Annotated in this window: 19 protein-coding genes; 15 read left to right on the top strand and 4 right to left on the bottom strand. The window is 44.2% G+C overall.

Annotated features, from left to right (window positions below):
- Nucleotides 1-2 precede the first annotated feature (2 nt).
- From NQ117_RS15745 to NQ117_RS15755, 3 genes are all read left to right on the top strand, one after another.
- A complete protein-coding gene (locus tag NQ117_RS15745) occupies nt 3-851 on the top strand; it encodes a D-alanyl-D-alanine carboxypeptidase family protein (protein WP_258278970.1) in 849 nt (282 codons plus the stop codon).
- Complete coding sequence (gene vanT / locus NQ117_RS15750; RefSeq protein ID WP_258278971.1) at nt 838-2,058, top strand: serine racemase VanT catalytic subunit; 1,221 nt, start codon at nt 838-840, stop codon at nt 2,056-2,058. Before NQ117_RS15745 ends, vanT begins: the two co-directional genes overlap by 14 nt.
- 97 nt (nt 2,059-2,155) lie before the next feature.
- The gene (locus NQ117_RS15755) at nt 2,156-2,653 is read left to right on the top strand and encodes a VanZ family protein (RefSeq protein ID WP_258278972.1); all 498 of its coding nucleotides are present in this window, start codon (nt 2,156-2,158) and stop codon (nt 2,651-2,653) included.
- 244 nt (nt 2,654-2,897) lie between these two features.
- On the opposite strand, the gene NQ117_RS15760 is transcribed toward NQ117_RS15755, so the two are convergent.
- The 3 genes from NQ117_RS15760 to NQ117_RS15770 form a co-directional block, all read right to left on the bottom strand.
- Nucleotides 2,898-3,863: an alpha/beta hydrolase family protein gene (locus NQ117_RS15760; RefSeq protein ID WP_258278973.1), complete on the bottom strand. Its 966-nt coding sequence runs from the start codon at nt 3,861-3,863 to the stop codon at nt 2,898-2,900.
- A gap of 5 nt (nt 3,864-3,868) precedes the next feature.
- The gene (locus tag NQ117_RS15765) at nt 3,869-4,417 is read right to left on the bottom strand and encodes a helix-turn-helix domain-containing protein (protein WP_258278974.1); all 549 of its coding nucleotides are present in this window, start codon (nt 4,415-4,417) and stop codon (nt 3,869-3,871) included.
- Nucleotides 4,418-4,678: 261 nt separating this feature from the next.
- On the bottom strand, nt 4,679-5,260 hold the full coding sequence (locus NQ117_RS15770) for a TetR/AcrR family transcriptional regulator (RefSeq protein ID WP_258278975.1): 582 nt from the start codon (nt 5,258-5,260) through the stop codon (nt 4,679-4,681).
- Nucleotides 5,261-5,534: 274 nt separating this feature from the next.
- Here NQ117_RS15770 and NQ117_RS15775 point away from each other — a divergent pair, with 274 nt between their 5' ends.
- From NQ117_RS15775 to NQ117_RS15825, 11 genes are all read left to right on the top strand, one after another.
- Nucleotides 5,535-6,806, top strand: a complete 1,272-nt coding sequence (locus tag NQ117_RS15775) for an MFS transporter (protein WP_258279068.1) — start codon at nt 5,535-5,537, stop codon at nt 6,804-6,806.
- Between the two features lie 115 nt (nt 6,807-6,921).
- Entirely contained in the window at nt 6,922-7,983 is a 1,062-nt protein-coding gene (locus tag NQ117_RS15780) for an LLM class flavin-dependent oxidoreductase (protein ID WP_258278976.1), read from the top strand.
- Nucleotides 7,984-8,014: 31 nt separating this feature from the next.
- Entirely contained in the window at nt 8,015-8,950 is a 936-nt protein-coding gene (locus tag NQ117_RS15785) for an alpha/beta hydrolase (protein WP_258278977.1), read from the top strand.
- Between the two features lie 219 nt (nt 8,951-9,169).
- Entirely contained in the window at nt 9,170-9,373 is a 204-nt protein-coding gene (locus NQ117_RS15790) for a heavy-metal-associated domain-containing protein (RefSeq protein WP_258278978.1), read from the top strand.
- Between the two features lie 40 nt (nt 9,374-9,413).
- Nucleotides 9,414-9,653: a glutaredoxin family protein gene (locus NQ117_RS15795; RefSeq protein ID WP_258278979.1), complete on the top strand. Its 240-nt coding sequence runs from the start codon at nt 9,414-9,416 to the stop codon at nt 9,651-9,653.
- A 746-nt stretch (nt 9,654-10,399) separates the two neighbouring features.
- Nucleotides 10,400-11,125, top strand: coding sequence for a response regulator transcription factor (locus NQ117_RS15800; protein WP_258278980.1), 726 nt, complete (start codon nt 10,400-10,402; stop codon nt 11,123-11,125).
- A complete protein-coding gene (locus tag NQ117_RS15805; protein ID WP_258278981.1) occupies nt 11,115-12,158 on the top strand; it encodes a sensor histidine kinase in 1,044 nt (347 codons plus the stop codon). The genes NQ117_RS15800 and NQ117_RS15805 overlap by 11 nt, the downstream gene beginning before the upstream one ends.
- Nucleotides 12,159-12,381: 223 nt before the next feature.
- Entirely contained in the window at nt 12,382-13,302 is a 921-nt protein-coding gene (locus tag NQ117_RS15810) for an ABC transporter ATP-binding protein (protein ID WP_258278982.1), read from the top strand.
- Nucleotides 13,295-14,029 (top strand): ABC transporter permease, encoded by a 735-nt coding sequence (locus tag NQ117_RS15815; protein ID WP_258278983.1) that lies wholly within the window; start codon nt 13,295-13,297, stop codon nt 14,027-14,029. Before NQ117_RS15810 ends, NQ117_RS15815 begins: the two co-directional genes overlap by 8 nt.
- A 152-nt stretch (nt 14,030-14,181) precedes the next feature.
- Complete coding sequence (locus NQ117_RS15820; protein ID WP_258278984.1) at nt 14,182-15,009, top strand: undecaprenyl-diphosphate phosphatase; 828 nt, start codon at nt 14,182-14,184, stop codon at nt 15,007-15,009.
- A 258-nt stretch (nt 15,010-15,267) separates the two neighbouring features.
- A complete protein-coding gene (locus NQ117_RS15825) occupies nt 15,268-16,524 on the top strand; it encodes an MFS transporter (protein ID WP_258278985.1) in 1,257 nt (418 codons plus the stop codon).
- A 125-nt stretch (nt 16,525-16,649) separates the two neighbouring features.
- Here NQ117_RS15825 and chrA read toward each other — a convergent pair whose 3' ends face one another.
- Nucleotides 16,650-17,861, bottom strand: coding sequence for a chromate efflux transporter (gene chrA / locus NQ117_RS15830; protein ID WP_258278986.1), 1,212 nt, complete (start codon nt 17,859-17,861; stop codon nt 16,650-16,652).
- A 200-nt stretch (nt 17,862-18,061) separates the two neighbouring features.
- Here chrA and NQ117_RS15835 point away from each other — a divergent pair, with 200 nt between their 5' ends.
- Nucleotides 18,062-20,521: an S-layer homology domain-containing protein gene (locus NQ117_RS15835; protein WP_258278987.1), complete on the top strand. Its 2,460-nt coding sequence runs from the start codon at nt 18,062-18,064 to the stop codon at nt 20,519-20,521.
- Nucleotides 20,522-20,560: the final 39 nt, after the last annotated feature.

The raw sequence follows: 20,560 nt of genomic DNA on the forward strand, positions 1-20,560 counted from the left end.
GTATGACAATGGTTAGTGCTAAGTATACAACCCGCAAACCGTATTCAACTAAAATGGATGAAATACTGCTGGAGCAAGCAGCGATCCAGCGTGGACATCTTATTCTGGTTAACCGCGATCATCCTGTTAAGCTGACAGAGCAAGAGTTGGATTTACAGCCAGTCCATCATACTCAAGGCTTTGAGTTAGATCAGTGGGAGATGTTCCTCGATCGAGCTTGTCTGCAGCAGCTAGCCGCTTTATTGGATGCATGTCAGGGAATGAACGACATCATAGCTGTCAGCGGTTATCGTTCCAAGGAAGAGCAGCGCAAAATCTATGAAAGCACTTTACTGGAAAGAGGATCGTTATTTACAGCTCTTTATGTAGCCCGCCCGAATGAAAGTGAGCATCAAACGGGACTTGCTGTTGACGTTGGGGAGCGGATCGAAAATGTTGATTATATTAGTCCATCCTTTCCGGACAGTGGCGTGTGTTTGACTTTTAAGAAGTTATCAGCGGAATATGGGTTTATTCAAAGGTATAAAGAGGGGAAAGAAACGATCACCAACATAGCCTGTGAACCGTGGCACTTTCGATATGTTGGCTTCCCGCACTCTATGATTATGGAACAGCGGAACTTGTGCTTAGAAGAATATATCGATTTTTTGGAGCGGCATCGCTTTGGACAGGAGCATCTATATTTCGAGCAGGGGAGTTCTATTTTTGAAATCTATTATGTTCTGGGACAAGCTGGCCTAACAACTGTGCCCATTACAAATCTCGATCGTTATGAAGTGTCGGGGACGAACAGAAGCGGGTTTGTTATAACGGTATGTCATGAAAAAGGCAGTGTATATGGTGACAACTAACCGTGCTTATGGGGGCATCCACAAATTCAAACTTGTAGCGGCTATCATTGCGAGAATTTCAGTGTCGAGAAACAACACATCGGCTAGTAGTAAACATAGAGCTTGGGCAGAGGTGAATCTGACTCATCTCAGGCACAATTTATTGGAACTGCAGCGTTTATTGCCTGCAGACTGCAGCATTATGGCGGTAGTTAAAGCAAATGCTTATGGACACGGAAGCTTAGAGGTGGCCGATTTCCTTGCAAACGAAGGTGTACAGCATTTCGCAGTAGCGGAATGTTCAGAAGGAATCGCTTTGCGCAAACGAGGGATTAAGGCTGAGATTTTAGTTTTAGGCTATACCTCGCCAGCGCGTTTCAAAGACTTGGTACGTTATCGATTGACGCAAACGGTTATTAGCGCAGATTATGCAGCAGATCTTAATGAGTTCGGTAAGAAAATAAAGGTTCATATCAAAATTGATACGGGTATGAGCAGACTTGGCGAGGGCTGCGATAATATGGAACATATTAGGCGGATGTATCGGCATGCAAACTTGCAAGTGACCGGGACGTATAGTCACCTCTCTATGTCTGATAGTCAGCAGGCAGAGGATATTGCCTATACGCGGATGCAAATTCAACGTTTCTATGAAGTTACGGAGCAACTAAAGGCAGAGGGAATTAACACTGGAGTGCTTCATATGCAGAGCAGTTATGGAATTCTTAACTATTCTGACCTAAAGTTTGGACTAGCTCGTCCAGGGATAGCGCTTTACGGTGTGCTTGGCAGGGAAGACGATCAAATAATGAATCCTGTTGATCTGCGCCCTGTTCTTTCATTAAAAGCCAAGGTCACTATGGTCAAAGCAATAATGGCAGAAACGCCTGTCGGTTATGGACGGAATTATGTACCGATGGAAGACAGAAAAATTGCAGCCGTTTCGATTGGTTATGCAGATGGTATTCCCCGATCACTATTCGAGAATGGTGGATATGTTCTTATAAAAGGCCAAAAAGCCAAAATAGCCGGAAACGTATGCATGGATCAATTAATGATTGATGTAACTCATATTGGAGGGATTCAAGCAGGCGAGACGGTAACTATAATCGGACAAGATGGGGAGGAAACGGTAACGGCAAGCGAAATCGCCTCCCATTGCGGCACCATTAGCAATGAAATTTTGAGCGGTATCGGAAATAGAGTAGAGAGAGTATATATGATGTAATCTTGCACGAAGCTTAAGATAAATTTTATTTTTACTATACTTATTATTTAATGTGCATCCCTTATTCTTAATGTATACAAGGTAAGGAGGATGCGAAATGAATTTAACTACATTAATGAATAGTCGTTGGCTACCGGTTGCATTTGGCTTATACATGTACACATTGCTCAAAATTATTTTATTTAAATTTCATTCTATTGATATGACCTTTATGCTGGAGCAGGTTCAGATGAATATTGAAAACCCTCATTCGATTATAAAAGGAATACAGTTAGGCAATTTGGTTCCCTTTAAGGAAATATCCCATAATATTCAGGGTCAATCGATGCACGGTCTTATTCATTTTTTCGGAAACATCGCTTTGTTTATTCCGCTCGGTATCTTTCTACTGCTTCTATCCAAAAACAAAAAAGCTTCATTTATAAGTGTGCTCGTTTGTTCTTTTGGTGTAAGTTTTAGTTTAGAAATTGCACAAGTTATATTTTCGATTGGAAACTTTGATGTAGATGATTTGATTTTAAATACAACTGGGGGAATCCTTGGATACTGGATGTCGCGGATCGTAGTATATTTGAAGTTGAAAGGCAGCTCCTAATGGTCACTGGCTGCCGATTCGTCTCTGTCATACGGATAATGCATGGATATGGAAAGCACATAATGCGGAATACTAGAAATGTGGCTCCATGGGAACAGGGGCAAAAATGGTGGGTGAAAGTGATTGATCGAGTGTGGATAAAGAAGCTGCGAATGGTAGATAGCGTGCGCTTATTAATGTAAAGCCAGTTAGTCCAGGTATTTGAGCTAACTGGCTTTTTGGCATGAGCATGTGTAAGGAACGACTAAGTTGGCTGATTTGTCGTATGCCTGTGCAGCCATTGCTCTAGAAGTGTAACGAAATCTCTGTCTATCGGCGTGGTAAACAGCGATTTATATTCTTTCATTAATCCTAACATCGTGTGGGGCTTTTCGTATTTGCGTAAAATATGATTCATCTGTGGGATGATGTGCCATTCGGATTCACCCTTAGCTGCTTCGGCGAATTTTCTAGCGTGATCTGGAGGTGTCTGAAGGTCATTGGAACCTGTTATCGCAATAAGAGGGCAGGACACTTGGCTCACATAGTCAAAAGTGTTCAGCGCGGCATGCTCACGGAACCACTTGGCACCTATTTTTTTGCCTTTAAATCTGATCGTTGGTTTCGTGGAGGAGAGTACTTTTTCGATAAAGGCGGCATTTTGCTTTTTGGCTTTGTCTTTCACTTTTAGTAAACGGATAAGAAATCCCTTAATTCCTTTTGCATGTTCCAGTTCCTTAAGCGCTTGACCTGTTTGACGGGGAATTGTATCGTGGACCAAATTTTCTACAGCGCCCGAAATCAACATGAGGCCGTGCACTGGCTCTTTAGTATGCACGATGGGAGCGATAGAAGCTCCTTCGCTATGTCCAAATATAAAGATTCGGTCTGGATCGACTTCCAGTCGAGACTTCAGAAATTGAACACATGCGATACTGTCATCTACTAAATCCCACAGTCCCGTTTCGTAGGAATCTCCACCACTGGCATGCGTACCGCGCTTGTCATAGCGAAGCGTGGCGTAGCCCATTTTCCCTAATATATCTGCCATATCCTTATAAATGTTTACATTGAGACCTTTTCCGTTACCGTTTCGGTCGTTTTCACCTGTACCAGAAATAATTAAAATAGCAGGAACAGGCTGTGTTGTACCATGTGGAATGGCTAACGTACCTGCTAAAGAAAAAGCACTGTTAATCGTCACTTCGGTTTCGTTCGGATTTACATTCATCTTCTTTACTCTCCCTCACTTGTAGTTTCTGCCTCCGGCATGATAACGAATGAAAGTGTTCGGCGTCGTCTTCCCTCCGCAGGAGTATTATGAATGGCTTTCATCACAGCTTCCCGAAATGGAGCCATCACTTCTTCCAACTCGTCATCACTTAAATAAAGAGCCAACTGACGGTAACCGACGCGGTCCCGTTCCAAATTGAAATTTGGCTGTTCTACATATTGAGAAAAGTCATGCATCAGACTGGAAATGAAGGTGGTGAAATAGCGCATATGGTCATCTCTCGTCGCTACCTCCAGGTCGGCTTGCGTTACATGAGCTCCTTCTTCGGACACAGCATATACTTTTTCCACGACTCCGCGAACCTGCACCTGCTCAACGATAGTTAATAGGTTAGCTTCTGCAAGTTTATTGATATGACGATACAAGGTAGCCTGTGGAACTTCAGGTAGAAGCTCATTCAATTGCAAGGCAGTAGCCCGCTGTTTACGCATGATCGTTAGAATGATTTTCAGTCTTACCGGATGCAGGATCAAATCAGCTTTGTTCTTCATTTATATTACCGCCTACGATTATTGTTATCATTAGTGATTATATTTTCACTTTTGATAATATTACTCCAATTGGTGATTGTCAAGTATTAACATTTTCTCAAAGGGAAAGAATCAGAAAAATGGGGTGATAACCAGTTGTTTATGAGGAATTGTCGTGGAGGTAAACCCACCGGGACAAACTTTTTCAGGATATCCGATGGGTTCAAGGGCAGATCTTTTGATCCGAGCTGTGCAATTGAAATAGAGTTGTTTTGTCCGATTTTATTTAAGCAAAGAGAGCGTCACTTCTAATGTGTTATCGACAAACGCTCGTTGTGGGCGAGATTTCAAGATAACAGTTAACCCAATTAACGATGTAAGTAGTGCTTGGGCTAGAGCTTTTGCATCTTCTACAGCCTTGAGCTCACCTGACTTTATCCCTCGTTCAATGGTTTCTTGAAAGATAACAGAAAGGTACATTTGATGTTCTCTTGTAAGAATTTCGAACTTCTCATCATGTGGGGCAAGTTCGACCATGGTGTTAATACAAAAGCATCCGCGGCTGAGCCCTTCCGAATATTCCTCGGCAATCACATCTTCAAAAAATGTACGAAATGCTTCTTTTACAGAAGGATTGCTCTGAAGTTTCGTTCGCATTTCCGAAGCGCGAGCCATCGTATATTTACGCAGCGCAGTTTCGAACAATTCTTTCTTGTCTCCAAAGGCGGAGTATATGCTAGGTCGAGTAATTCCCATTCTGGCAGTTAAATCACTCAATGAGGTAGCTTCATATCCCTTCTCCCAAAATAGCTGCATAGCTGCATCTAATACTTTTTCTTCGTCAAATTCGCGAGTTCTTGCCATTATTCAGACCTCTCGTCATTGTGAATTATTATTCATACCGAACAGTATGGTATTTATTTTAAAGTCAGTTCTATACCTTGTCAAATCTATGTTAAATCGTTCTACAAAATATACTTTATATACAGTAGTTCCTTTAACGAAATCAGCTTCTCCGCAAATATAGTTGTTGACAGTATTAGGATCATGGCGTTATATTTGCTGAACCAAATAACATACTGATCGGTACGTTATTTGGTTCAGCATGTAAAACGATTGGAGGTAAGGTATGCACGACATGAAGGAGGGCCTGAAAGAAAGTGCAGTCAATGCCGATAGACAAGTGATTTCATCACAGGGGAAGCGGGAGTTGGTCGAGGATGGAGCCGGGGCTCAGCGTTCTTCCATTCCTCGTTATGTAACACTTTTGTTTGCGGTAGCCTGTGGGATGTCCGTGGCCAATATTTATTTTGCACAGCCATTGCTCGATAACCTTTCGAGTGAGTTCGGCATTGATCACTCTATGATTGGTATCCTCATTACCATCACGCAAATCTTTTATGCATTAGGATTGCTGCTGTTAGTACCGCTCGGGGATTTACTAAACCAGCGGCGCTTAATTATTGGTCAAATGCTGCTATCTGTGATCGCGCTAGTTATCGTAGGCACTGCTTCCACCAGCGTGGCACTATTTGCGGGAATGGCGTTGGTGGGCTTGCTTGCGGTAGTGACGCAGACGATTGTGGCATTTGCAGCAACTATGGCAGCTCCTGCCGAGCGGGGGCGTGTCGTCGGCATCGTAACCAGCGGCATTGTAATAGGGATACTGCTTGCACGAACGTTTGCAGGGGTTGTAACGGATCTGGCGGATTGGCGCTCCGTTTATCTGCTCTCTGCCGTATGTATGCTTCTTACGGTAGGTGTATTTTTTAAGGTGCTGCCAAATGTTGAACGCGAGGTAAGGAATCTGTCTTATCCTCAACTTCTGAAATCGGTATTTGTACTGTTTGCACAAGAACGGGTATTACGTATTCGCGCTGTTCTCGCTCTGCTCATATTTGCTGATTTCAGCATTTTATGGACGTCATTGGTATTGCCTCTTAGCGCACCACCATTATCTCTTTCACATACTGCCATTGGAGCATTTGGACTTGCAGGAGTGGCTGGAGCGTTAGCTGCGGCACGGGCAGGAAAGCTGGCAGATCGAGGATATGGACAGAAGACGACGGGTATTGCATTGATCTTGCTATTTGTATCATGGTTTTTCATTAGCTATACCGAACAGTCGCTGTTTGCGTTGGTCATTGGGATTGTGCTCCTGGATTTGGCGGTACAGGCTGTACACGTTACGAATCAAAGCATGATTTTAGTATTGCGTCCGGAGGCGCGCAGTCGGCTTACTGCGGGGTACATGGTGTTCTATTCCATTGGCAGTGCAGCAGGCTCAATTGCTGCGACCCATATCTATGCGCATTTTGGTTGGAAGGGAGTGTGCTTGCTCGGGGCTTCCGTCAGTGCATTAGCATTTATATTTTGGGCAGTAACCAAGAGGGCAACAGGCAATGACTAGGTGGGCGACAACTGACTCATGATAAGGCATTTGGTATCTATGAAAATGCTATGAACATACAAATTCACAATTCGAATGATAGCGCACATTTATTTTAAATAAGGAGAGGTTTTCTATGGAGATAGGGATTACTTCGTTTGTCGAAACAACACCGGATGTTCATACCGGTGAAGTCATAAGTCATGCACAGCGGTTGCGTGAAGTGGTCGAGGAAATTGTTCTTGCTGATCAAGTAGGGCTGGATGTGTTCGGTATAGGTGAGCATCATCGGAAGGATTACGCAGCTTCGTCGCCGGCAGTTGTATTATCTGCGGCTGCAACACAGACAAAGCGGATTCGGTTAACTAGCGCAGTGACGGTGCTGTCTTCCTCTGATCCAGTGCGTGTGTTTCAGGATTTTGCTACCCTTGATGGTCTTTCAAATGGACGTGCGGAGATTATGGCGGGAAGGGGCTCCTTTATCGAATCTTTTCCGTTATTCGGCTATGACCTGAATGACTATGATGAGCTGTTTCAAGAACAACTAGAATTGCTACTTTCTATAAGGAAGTCGGAAAAAGTAATTTGGAAAGGTGGGCATAGACCAGCGATTAACAATTTGGGTGTGTATCCTCGTCCTGTTCAGAATCCCTTGCCTGTGTGGATTGGTAGTGGAGGTAATCAGGAGTCTGTTATTCGTGCAGGTATCATGGGACTGCCGTTAATGCTCGCGATTATTGGTGGAAGTCCGTTACAATTTGCTCCACTTGTACAGCTTTATAAAAGGGCAGCGGGCCATGCTGGTCATGACGTATCGAAGCTTAGAATAGGTTCACATTCGTTAGGATTTGTGTCGGATCATACAGAGCAAGCAGCGAATACCTTTTTCCCTTCAACACAGGCAGGCATGAACAAAATCGGGAAGGAGCGGGGCTGGGCTCACTATGACCGTTCCAGCTTCGATGCTGCGCGCAGCTTTGATGGGGCGCTGTATGTTGGCGATCCGGAGACGGTTGCCCAAAAGATTATTCATCTTCGTAAACATGTAGGTATTACACGATTCATGATGTATGTACCGATTGCTACGATGCCGCATGCTGAGGTGATGAGAGCGATTGAACTGTTAGGAACAGAGGTAGCACCTCGGGTGCGAGAGGAAATAGCCAAGTGGGAAACAGAGACAGGGCAATTGTCATAACGGTAACATTTCAAATACGGGAGGAATTCATATGAATTTTGAAAGTCGAGTACTGCCAGAACTAAGGTCAACATTAGCGCAATTCCCTGGTTTTCAACTGGAGGAAAAGTTAGCGTGGAGCAGGAGCTTGTTAGTGGGTCCCCCTATTGAACAGTCGGAACATGTACGTACGATAACTCGGATGATTCCGGGAGCAGATGGAGAAATGCTTGTTAAAATCTACGAACCCGTCCAGCGAACTGGCGATAAGCTTCCTGCCATGATGTGGATTCATGGGGGAGGTTATGTTATGGGACATCCTGATATGGATGATGCTTTGTGCGAACGCTTCGTGCAGGCAGCTAATTGTGTTGTCGTATCCGTTGATTATCGACTTGCTCCAGAGCACCCTTATCCAGCTGCTCTTCATGATTGTTATGCTGGCTTGACGTGGATGACGGAGGAAGCTGAACAGTTAGGCATCGATGTGGAGCGGGTCGCGATTGCTGGTGCTAGCGGAGGCGGTGGGCTGACTGCGGCGCTTGCCTTAATGGTTCGTGACAAAGGTGGGCCAGCCCTCATCTTCCAAATGCCGCTCTATCCAATGATCGACAATCGAAATGATACAGCATCGAGCCACGAGATTACAGCGGAAAACGCAACTTGGAATCGGGCTAACAACGTAGCGGCTTGGAAAATGTACTTGGGCGAGAATAACGATGCCAGCGAGGTACCCTATGCAGTGCCATCGAGAGCGAGCAGCTTGGAAGGATTACCGCCGACTTATACATGTGTAGGACAACTCGATTTGTTCCGTGATGAGACCATCGAATATGTGACGCGTCTTGCGCAAGCGGGCGTAGATGTCGAGTTTCATCTTTATCCGGGCTGTTTCCACGTTTTTGAAGTGTTCGTTCCGCAAGCGGAAGTAAGTCAGCGCGCTAGTCAAAGCTATGTAGATGCGATGGCGAGAGCGCTTAACCCATAATTAAGTACATAGTTAATAATAATGGATATTCCCTTGATGAACTGGCTTGGCTAGCTTGTTCGTGTAGTTCTACTTTCTGATTTGTTGGTTGTTGGAAAAAACTTGGGAGGAATAGTAAAAAAACTATTTACACACTATAGGGGGGTGTAGTATATTTGAGTTGTGATTTATATAGGGTATGGGGGTATGTGAAGACTTGTATTGGAAGGGGGTGAAAAGGTGAAGGAAGTGACGTTGAAAATCGAAGGAATGAATTGTCGTTCATGTGTCAAAAAGATTGAGGGAGTCCTTGAAGGAATCGGCGTTGAAGGACAGGTTAATTTCGATCAAGGAACGATTGTTGTGAAATATGACGAAGCTAAGCTGGAGATTTCGAATATTCAAGAAAGCATCCAAGCTAAAGGATATAAAACGACCGTATAAAGTAATAGCCTTGCGATTACCTGATAAGGGGTGTATCCATGTGACGGAACCAGTAATCATTTATTCGATACCTACCTGCGGCGACTGCAACCATGCAAAGCGTTATTTCAAAGAAAATGAGATTTCTTATACGGAGTATGACTGTGAAACCGATGAGAAATACGCGAAAGAAGTTATGGATTTAACAGGAAAACAAATTGTTCCTACGATTATCGTTGGCAATAAAGTGTTTATTGGATTCGCTGAAAATCTAAAAGAAATAAGTGAACTGTTACGTTAAGCGAACTGTTAAGCAATGAAGGGCTTTATTATATAAACATGCATGTAGTCAGGAATGAAATCATCTTATAGAATACTGTAGCCAGATCGTTCAAACTGTTGAGCGATCTGGCTATTTTTTGTGAACACGATAGCGTGTTAAAAGGGGTGGAGCATGTTGAAGTTAGGGAAACAGGTACCAGGGAAATCGTGTTTTTCTCGATTTTTACAATTAGTAAGCAGGAGAGGAACAATTAGATATAGAGCGATAAAAGGCATAGATTGTGGAGAAGTTGTCTTTACAAAGGTGGACACTAGGGGCATATATCAGGGTAGCTGAATACTAGAAAGAAATTGCTATATATAGTTTTCAATTCAGGAAAGTGATACTAGATGTGGATTTTTTATCTCGGAGGGTACTGTGTTTCTTTTTGAAATAAGTGTCCACTATTTGAAAGACATTCACTGCTGAAATTCCACCAATAGTGGATAAGAATAATGTAAATGGTGAGGGGAGTAAAGAGGAGAGCCAGGCCTTGTGGAGTACAGTTTCGCTGAGAGCTAAAGCTGCAAATAAATTCGAAACCGTAGATGCTATTCTGAATATGCAGTTGAACTAGCGTATGGGCTGAGTCAGTTTACAGCATTGTCCAATCTATGTTGTTATAATAACGAGTAGATATAGCAACTGCTCTATCTTTTACTTTTAAATATACGATTCATGTCCTTCATTATATCTTCATTACATAGAAAAGCAGGTGCGCACCTATGGATCATATCCGAATTTTAATAGCGGATGACGATAAGGAAATACGGGAGTTAGTTCAAACTTATTTGCAGCGGGAAAACTATCAAGTTGATACGGCAGCAGATGGGGAAGAGGCGCTGCGCTTGTGTGATCAATATAAATATAATCTTATTCTACTGGACCTTATGATGCCGAAGCTTGATGGTATTGAGGCGTGCAGAAGACTGCGTCAGACGACGAATGTGCCGATTATGATGCTGACTGCAAAAGATCATGAAATGGATAAGGTCATTGGGTTAAGCATTGGGGCTGATGATTATATGACGAAGCCGTTCAGTATTCATGAGCTGGTTGCGCGTATTAAAGCACAATTGCGACGCTTTATGGTATTAGGCAGCAGCGAGAACCGTGTTCAAAACGAGCGTTTAGAGGATGTGCTGCGCTTTAAAGGCCTAGTCATAGATGTACGAAAATATAGCGTGAAGAAAAATGGAGAAGAGGTAGCGCTGACGGCGAAAGAATTCGAGCTGTTGAAGTTTTTTGCTTCTCATCCAGAACAAGTGTTTACGAAGACACAAATCTTCCGCCAAGTGTGGGGCAGTGAATACCTTGAGGACGACAACACTGTAATGGTGCATATTCGTAGACTAAGGTTGAAAATAGAATCTGATCCTTCCGAGCCATTGTGGATCCAGACAGTCTGGGGAATCGGGTACAAATTTGTAGGTGAAAAAGATGAAGCGTGACCAAAGTATGGTGCTAATCATTGTGCAATTGTTGCTCTTGGCAGCCCTTTTCATGTTGGAATGGATCAATCAGCCCCAAGGCATGCTGCGTGGGGTTTTATTTATTGTCCTTTTCTTCGTAACGGGAAGCTTGCTGCTAATACGGATTCAATTCAGAACAAAGCTTCGTAGTGTGGGGGCCGCATTGAAGCGGGCCGTTCAAGGGAATGTGAATACTCGCGTGCTGACGAACGATGATCCGATCGTTGATGAAGTCATTTTCTCCATTAATGAGCTAATTGAGCATTTAGCCAAAGTCCAAGTCCTATCGGTACGTTCCGAGGCAGCAAGAAGGAGTCTACTTACAAACATATCTCATGATATTCGGACACCACTTACATCCATTATTGGATATGTTGACGCACTGAAAGATAATGTCGCGGCTTCCCCGGAGGAGCGGCAGCACTATATCCAGATTATTTCTAACAAAGCAATTGTCCTGAAGGAATTGATCGATGAAATATTCCATTTAGCGAAGTTGGATGCAGATGAAATTCCATTGCAGGTAGAGACGGTAGATGCTGCGGAAATGGCGAGAGAAGCGGTCATTGCTTTTTTGCCTGAGCTGGATCAGCACAACATCGAGCTACGGGCTGTATTGCCAGAAGAGAAATGTATGGTGTTGGTGGATCGGCTAAGTCTACTGCGAATTTTGAACAATCTGATAAAAAATGCTGTTCAGTACGGGAAAGAAGGAAAGGTGCTGGGGATTGAACTTGCGGAAACGGTCCACAGCTATCAGTTTAGTATTTGGGATAAAGGGGCAGGCATTGCTGAACAAGATTTGATGAAAATATTCGATAAAATGTACCGCGCAGATCGTTCGCGAAACACGGTGAATGGTGGCAGCGGTCTAGGTCTTGCAATAACCAAAGCGCTTGTCGAGAAAAATGGCGGTACCATTTGGGTGGAAAGTGAGCCTGACATACGTACGACGTTTAACTTTACGATTCCAAAAGCAGCAATAACCAGTGACACCAAAATTTCCGAGTGAAGTTGGTTAAAGGTTGAAAGATAGGATCAATGTAAGAAATCGTTAAGAACTCGTTAAGAGGCATGTAAAATCGACTGCTTACAATAGAGTTACATTTGGTTGAATAGTAGTGGAGATAGTTAAGAGTTGGACTTTTTAATTCAAGCTAGATGCTAGAACATCAGAGATTAGAGCAGTGGAGTGGTACAACAAACCTATCGTTCATTAGCAGGAGGTGCTTTACATGTCAGCGGTCATTCGAACGACCAACTTAACGAAACAATATGGAACGCAAAAGGCGGTAGACAACCTTCAACTCAATGTGAAGCAAGGTCAAATATATGGCTTCTTAGGTAGAAACGGTGCAGGTAAGACAACGACGATTCGCATGTTGTTAGGGCTCGTAAAGCCGACAGAAGGACAAATTGAGATATTTGGCGAGAACTTATGTAAGCATCAAAAGGAGATCTTAAGAAGAATTGGCTCTATGGTTGAGCATTCAGGCTTCTATGAAAATTTAACAGGCAGCGAGAACTTGCTTATCAATGCCAAGCTGATGGGTGTTCACAAGAAAAACGCGATTGAGGAAGCGTTGGAAATCGTAGGATTGGAACAGGAAACGAAGAAGCTGGTCGGCAAATATTCAATGGGCATGAAGCAGCGCCTTGGAATCGCAAGAGCTATTCTTCATCATCCAGAGCTGCTTATTCTCGATGAGCCAACGAACGGCTTGGACCCAGTGGGGATCAAGGAAGTTCGCAGACTTATTAAGTCGCTTGCGGAAGAGAGAAAGCTGACGGTGCTTATTTCTAGTCACATCTTATCCGAAGTAGAGCAGCTTGCAGATCAGATTGGAATCATTCATCAGGGGAAGCTGCTTGAGGAAGTATCCTTTGAGGAGCTGCGTGCTAGAAATCGCAACTATATCGAGCTGCAAGTATCGAATGACAACAAGGCTGCAATGCTGCTGGAACAGCATTTTGCAGGAGTGGAATATGAGGCTCATGGAGAAGGCTTGCTGCGCGTTTATTCTCATCTTGGTCAGCAAGGCAAACTGAATAAGCTGTTTGTCGAGCAGGGGATTGAAGTTACGAGAATAGCGATAAGCGAAGATAGGCTCGAAGATTACTTCATCAAGCTGATAGGCGGTGGAACCATTGGTTAACTTGTTGTACACCGAGCTGTTGAAGCTGAAGCGAGCGAAGATGTTTATGATTAGCGTGATTGGATCCATGGCAGCGCCTATTATGATGTTTATCGCTTTTTTGAGCATGAAAAGGGAGAAGCCAGAAACGATCCTTACGTTCGATGTGTCGTTTTACAATACAAATTTGAATGTGCTCATGCTCATTGGCACGCTGCTGTACGGTGTCATTGCCGCTTATCTGTTTAGCCGTGAGTATACGGAAGATACATTGAAAAACTTACTGACAATTCCTGTGTCCAAAACGAGTTTGATTGTGAGCAAATGGCTGCTGCTTCTATTATGGATTTTTATGCTTACGTTAGTAGCTTGGGTAATGACACTTTTGCTAAGTTTTGTAGCCCAGTTTGAAGGATTGAGTGTGGCCGTTATCGTCGATTCTCTTAGACAGTTTTTTGTAGGGGCGTTTCTACTATTTTTATTGTCGACTCCAATTATATTGATAACGATGCTGTTCAAAAATTTTGTGCCGACGATTATATTTACTGCGGTTGTTACGATGGCAAATCTTACGGTTATCGACACGGATTATCAAGGTCTATTTCCTTGGTCTGCTGTACATATGGTGGTTACGAACAGTACGGAGTTCGTTTATCCAATCTCCTATTCATATGCTATTATTTTTGCTACCTCTATACTTGGGCTGGCAGCAACGATTGTTTACTTTAAGAGATCAGATATTGATTAACTATCAACTATTAACTATTCAGCCGGATGCATGGTTGCGAAATTAGTGAGTAGTATCGGTATGATGGTAAATGGTAGTAGCAGTGATAGTTCGTAGTTTGAATGAAGCGCATGAAGTGACATAGGTTCACGAATAGTAAGGAGGTTTATCCATTGGATTGGTGGGAGTTATTTGCGGCGCTTGTATTAGGCATAGTTGAGGGTCTTACCGAGTTTGCGCCCGTGTCCTCGACAGGGCATATGATCATTGTTGATGATTGGCTGTTCAAGACGAAAGAAATGTTTTCGCCAGAAGTGGCTAATACATTTAAAGTCGTAATCCAGTTTGGCTCGATCCTGGCGGTAGTCGTTTTAATGTGGGAACGGTTTATGACGATGCTTGGCTTGAAAAAGGTGACGGGAGAGCAAGCTTCTCAGCCGCGTTTAAAACTAACACAAGTCATTGTAGGTATTTTGCCGTTCGGGATATTAGGATTTATATTTGAGGACTTTATTGATACGTACTTATTCTCTACACAGACCGTCGTGATCGGACTTGTACTTGGGGCATTTCTCATGATTGCAGCCGATTTGCTCGCACCGCGCGTCAAAAAGGTAGAGACGGTAGACCAAGTTACTTACAAGCAAGCGTTAACGATTGGTCTTGTGCAGTGCTTGGCAATGTGGCCGGGATTCTCTCGCTCAGGCTCTACGATCTCTGCTGGCGTACTGCTAGGCTTAAGCCATCGCGCGGCTGCTGACTTTACTTTTATTATGGCAGTGCCGATTATCGGTGGAGCAAGCTTTTTGTCATTGGTGAAAAGTTGGGATGCGATTACGGCAGATGTGATTCCATTTTTCATCGTAGGGTTTATAAGTGCTTTTCTCGTTGCTCTTGTGTCGATTCGCTTCTTCCTGAAGTTAATTAATCGCATTAAGCTTATTCCGCTGGCGATTTATCGTATCGTGCTTGCAGCAGTGATTTACTTTGTGTTCTTGTAGGAGCAGATGCATAATCCAAGCATTATGTATCATGATGTTTTCGTTTCATGGCAAAAAAATAGATAGAAATTAAGCCTCGATTCTCCAACATTGCTTGGAGTAGTCGGGGTTTCTTTGTGTTGTGCAGCTGGCGGCGGATGAACGAGAGGCGGAGTCAATTTACAGCTAGAGACTGAGGTGGAGGAGAATGGTTTTTGATTAAACTATGGATACAAGTAAAGCGGTCTCTTATGGAGGGCCGAGGGGGAGAAGAGCAACATGCTGCAAACATTAAAATTTGTGAATTTTACGAAGCTGCTCGCGGGAAGATTCATTTCTAATATAGGTGACAGCTTTTATATGTTATCTGCGATGTGGCTTGTGTATGATCTAGGTGGCTCCACCTTTTATTCCGGATTAGCTATGTTTCTTACTTCAATTCCCCGTATCGTTCAGTTTCTCTATGGACCGCTTATTGATCGTTGGCCTTTGAAAAAGATGTTGGTCTCGACCCAACTGCTGCAAGCTGTCCTCTTACTTATCCTGCCTCTTAGCTATTTGCTTGATTTTATTTCTGTGACATTAGTGCTTATTTTGATGCCAATTATCGCTGTGTTGAATCAATTTATATTCCCTGCACAAATGTCGGCTTTGCCGAAAGTGCTGCCAAAGGAAGATTTGACGGCGGGTAATGCTTGGTTTAGTGCTGCCAATCAAGGCAGTGAAGCTGTGTTTAACGCTCTTGGGGGAGTTCTTATTGCCTTAATCGGTATCGTGAGTATGTTTATCATGAATTCCGTACTTTTTTTGATGGCTGCGCTTATTTTTATGACATTACGTCCTATTCCGAGCAATATGGAAGGTGAGAGCAGAGATGAGGCGGAAGCGGGATCTAAGCTGTCTTTCCGACAGTATGTGCGAGAATTAAGGGAAGGTGTGGCTGTCCTTCGCCATCCTTATATTATTCGCTTGTTAGCGGGGACGATTGTAATTAACTGTGCAGGCGGTGCCGTGTTTGCAGTACTTCCTGGCTTTGCGCAAAGCTCTGACTGGTATGGGATGATGCTGGCATCTGTAGCGGTGTTTAGTATGGTGGGGGTGCTGCTCGCTCCTCGTCTGAAACTGGAAAACCTTCCTATGGGGCCGATGTACATTGCTGCATTTTTATGGTGCGGGCTTGCGTGGTTCGCTGCTGCTCAAGTTTCGAGCATGTGGTTGGCGGTTTTTTTGTATGGACTTGGCTGGGTGCCAACTGCGATTACCAATATCATTGCGATGGTGTTTATGCAAAATCTTGTGCCTTCGCATTTGCTAGGCAGGGTGATGGCTGCGGTTGGAAGCATCGGTGCAGTGGCGATGCCGATCGGTTCTTTGTTAGGTGGTATTGGGGGTGCTGCGTTGAGCAGCGCAGCTGTCCTTATGATTAGTGGCTTGCTTGTTGCGCTCGTAGCTGTTGGACCCTGTGACCCGCCGTATGTCGGCTGTCACGAAAATGGATTCGGCGATGTTCTTTCCACAGCAAGAGAGTTTAGGTAAAGAGCGAGTTAGTTTGAGCTAGAGTTGTTAATCTTCAATGTGATTAACAATAATAAGGGTCGGGGGCTTCTCTTCTGATGTAGAGAAGCCCCCGACCCTATTTGGTGAGAATGGCGAGTCTTCGTTTACAGCCATTCCAGTAGCATTCCGCCAAGGGCGCCGACGATAACGACGGCCCAAGGCGGGATGCGCCAGTGCGTGAGCAGCACGAATAGGGCTGCTGCGAGCGCGAAGTCGGCCGGTGCTTGCACGGTCGACGTCCAGAGCGGCGTGTATAGTGCCGCGATGAGAATGCCTACGACGGCGGCGTTGACGCCAAAGAGGGCACCTTGTGCGCGCGAGTTCACGCGTAGAGCGCTCCAGAATGGGAGCGCTCCGACGATGAGCAGGAACGCGGGTAAGAAGATCGCGATTGTTGCTACAATTGCACCTAGCCAGCCTTGAGCTGCTGCTCCAATATAGGCCGCGAAGGTGAACAGTGGGCCTGGTACGGCTTGCGCAGCTCCATAGCCAGCTAAGAAGTCTGCTTTGTCGAGCCATCCTGTGGGCACGACTTCACGTTCAAGCAAAGGCAGTACGACATGGCCGCCGCCAAATACAAGTGAGCCAGCTCGAAACATGCTATCGAATAAGGCCATAAACCAGCCGCCTATGCCTGCCTGACGCAGGAGCGGTAGAGCCACAAGCAATAAGCCAAACAGCGATAAGCAAATAATCGCTGTCCGACGGCTAATTGGCACACGGACATGCTCCAGTTTGGGCATTTCCTTGTGCCTATACATCCAGACGCCGGCACAGCCAGCGGCCGCGATGACAAATACTTGAGCCAAGGCTGTCTGCCACAGCAGGACAGCGGCCGCGGCCGCCACGGCGATGGTGGCGCGCCCACGGTCTGGCGCTAGCTTCGTGCCCATGCTCCATATGGCATGGGTAACAATGGCCACGGCCACCAGCTTCAGGCCGTGGATCCACCCTGCACTTGCGATGCTGGAACCTTGCATCGCCAACGCGAATAGGGCTAACGCTGCTGCGGACGGCAGCGTAAAGCCAAGCCATGCGGCTATGCCACCAAGCAGGCCGCCGCGCAGCACACCAATACCGATGCCGACTTGGCTGCTCGCCGGCCCTGGCAGGAACTGACACAGCGCTACTAAGTCAGCGTAGCTGCGCTCATCGATCCATTTGCGTCGCAGCACATATTCTTCGTGAAAATAGCCAAGATGCGCGACAGGACCTCCAAAGGAGGTCAGGCCTAGCTTCAAGGCGAACAGAAATATTTTTAGTAGGTTTCGTTCTGTTGGAACCGCTATCGTTCTAGCGTGTTCGGATTGTGACATGCTGTTCTCCTTTTGCGATAATGATTCTTCTATGATGATAGTTGCCTTCTCATTTTAGCCAAATAAGCTTCTGTAATAAAGAGTTTATAGACTTAAGAACTATAGATTTTAAAATAAACCAATAATTTCATGGATATTTACATTTATACAACTATAATTGAATGGATGAATTATTAAACATATATAACACGGGGGAAAACATGAAAAAGAGAATAGCAACATTGCTATCGGTAACACTTGCATTTAGCACCTTGTTAAGCGCATTAGCAGCACCAGCGAGCGTTCAAGCAGCTGTAGCGAATGAAGGTGTGCAAGTAAAGAATACTGCTGCATTTAAAGATGTAGAATCACATTGGGCAAAAGAAAAAATTGCAGAGTGGGCATCCCAAGGCGTAATATCTGGCGCATCTGCAAATGAATTCAAGCCGAATCAACAAGTAACGCGTGCGGAGTGGGCAGCCATCGTAAACCGCATGTTCCAGCTTAACGAACAGAAGCCGCAAGCTTACACAGATGTACCAGCAGGAGCTTGGTATGCGGACGCTGTAAATACGGCGACAACAGCAGGATATATGAAAGGATATACGGACTTTACATTTAAACCGAATGCAACGCTTACGCGTCAAGAAGCGGTAGCTTCCTTGTCCCGCTTGTTGAAATGGAAGACAAACAGCACGGCACTAACGTATAAAGACAGCGTAGATATCCAACCATGGGCGGCATCATCGGTTTCCGAAGCCGTCTATCTAGGTGTTGTTAAAGGCTACGAAGAAGGTACGTTCAAGCCGAATCAATCGCTGACGCGTGCAGAAGCGGTTAGCATGCTAGATCGTGCATTCGATACATATGGTGTATGGTATGGGCAAGCGGGTACATATGGCGCTAAAACGAAGCAAGAACAAGAAACAATCAACGGAAACGTTATCGTTAACGTATCAGGCGTTACTCTACAGAACGTACATATTAAAGGCGATCTCATCCTTACACAAGGTGTAGGCGAAGGAGATGCTGCTCTTAACAATGTGAAGGTAGATGGCAAAACGCTTGTATATGGTGGTGGTAAAAACAGTATTCATGTAAACGATAGCGTACTTTCACATGTTACCGTAAACAAGAAAGATGGTATTGTGCGCTTCATGGTAAAGGGTGCATCTACCGTTCAAGAGCTAATACTGCAATCACCGGCAATCGTTGATGTACAAGATAATGCCAAGATAGTGAAGCTGCAATTGTCTGAAACGCTTAAGGCTCAATCCGAAGTCCAGCTAAATGGTGTATTCCCATCGGTTATGGTGAGCACTTACGGCAGCAATCTGAAGCTGGCACAAGGTGCTATTCAGCAGTTGACTGTAAGTAAAGGAGCAGTAGGAACGAAGATTGAAGCTGCTAAAGATGTAACGATTGAATCTTTGATTATCCATGCAGGAACAAACGTAACTGGCCAAGCAGTGATTAAGCAGGTAACACTAAATGCTGCGGGCGTTAGTTTTGCTGCTGCTCCAAAAGAGTGGAAGCTAGGAGAGAATGTTAACGCAGATACGCTTGTAACTGTAGCTGGTAAAGAAACGAAAGCTGGGGACCTGATTAAGTCGACAACCACTACTGGTGGAGGCGGCGGATTTGGTGGTGGTTTCCCATCTGGCGGAGGCGGTTCTAACGGCGGCGTCACACCAGAGAAGCCAGGCGGTAATGGTGGTCAGGAAAATAATTCGGTAGTAAAGCTCACTAAAGAAGTTTTTAGTGTAGGCGAAGTCGTATATGGTACAAGCAGCAAGCAAGGAACCGTGTATGTTGTTCAGGAAAGTTGGGCAGATAAAGGTATTGAGGAATGGGAATGGTTAATTAATACAAGTTCTAGCACGGCTAAAAAAACTGAGGTTCAACCAGATGGTTCATTTTTTGTTACTCATGACTCTATAATAACTGATGAGTATGTTGCTATTGTTGTGGACGAGAATAAGAAATATCATCACAGTGACAAATTCTATATTTGGTGGACGCATAACAGATTTGAATTTCATTCTTCATATCAGTTTCCTCCAGGATATGGTCTAACAGTAGAACACTATGCACTTCTGTTTTCACATCCGATTAAAGTGAAAGAACATGTTGATATCCGAAAATCGGTTATGGTTGCAACTTACGAAGATCCTACATATAGACCGATTGGTGATGATGTGAAAATAGAAATCAATAAATCTAATATTCGAATTATTCCGTCAACTAAGCTAACAAATAACTGGATTTCATTTAAATTACTGCCTGATGCAGTAACATCCAGAATTAATGGCGCTTCGAATCATTTGGCTGTCAGTGATAAGCATCCATCAATGATTCGAGTAGATTTCCCAGGAATGAAATGGGACTCGTTTTATGTTTTCGAGAGAAAAGGAACGAAAATTTCGGTTGTAGCTGATAAACCTGTAGTTCTGCATTTTACTCCAGGCTATGGCAAACTAAATGATATAGATGAGTTGGTGCGACAAGGTTTGGGAAGAAAAATAGTATTCGATGACCAGAATGTAGGTCAAATCCAGTTCATCGATACAAGTGATCTTCCAGTAAATCAGTATTGGCTTTATTCACCAACGGATAACATTTATTACTTACTCGACAATGATAATTCTCATACAAATATGACTGTAAATATACTTGCTTAAGTATCAACACGCATCTTTCAGATTTTTGTTCAACAAGAC

Origin of the sequence: Paenibacillus sp. SC116 (genome assembly GCF_024733555.1) — a bacterium.
Classification (GTDB): Bacteria; Bacillota; Bacilli; order Paenibacillales; family Paenibacillaceae; genus Paenibacillus_B.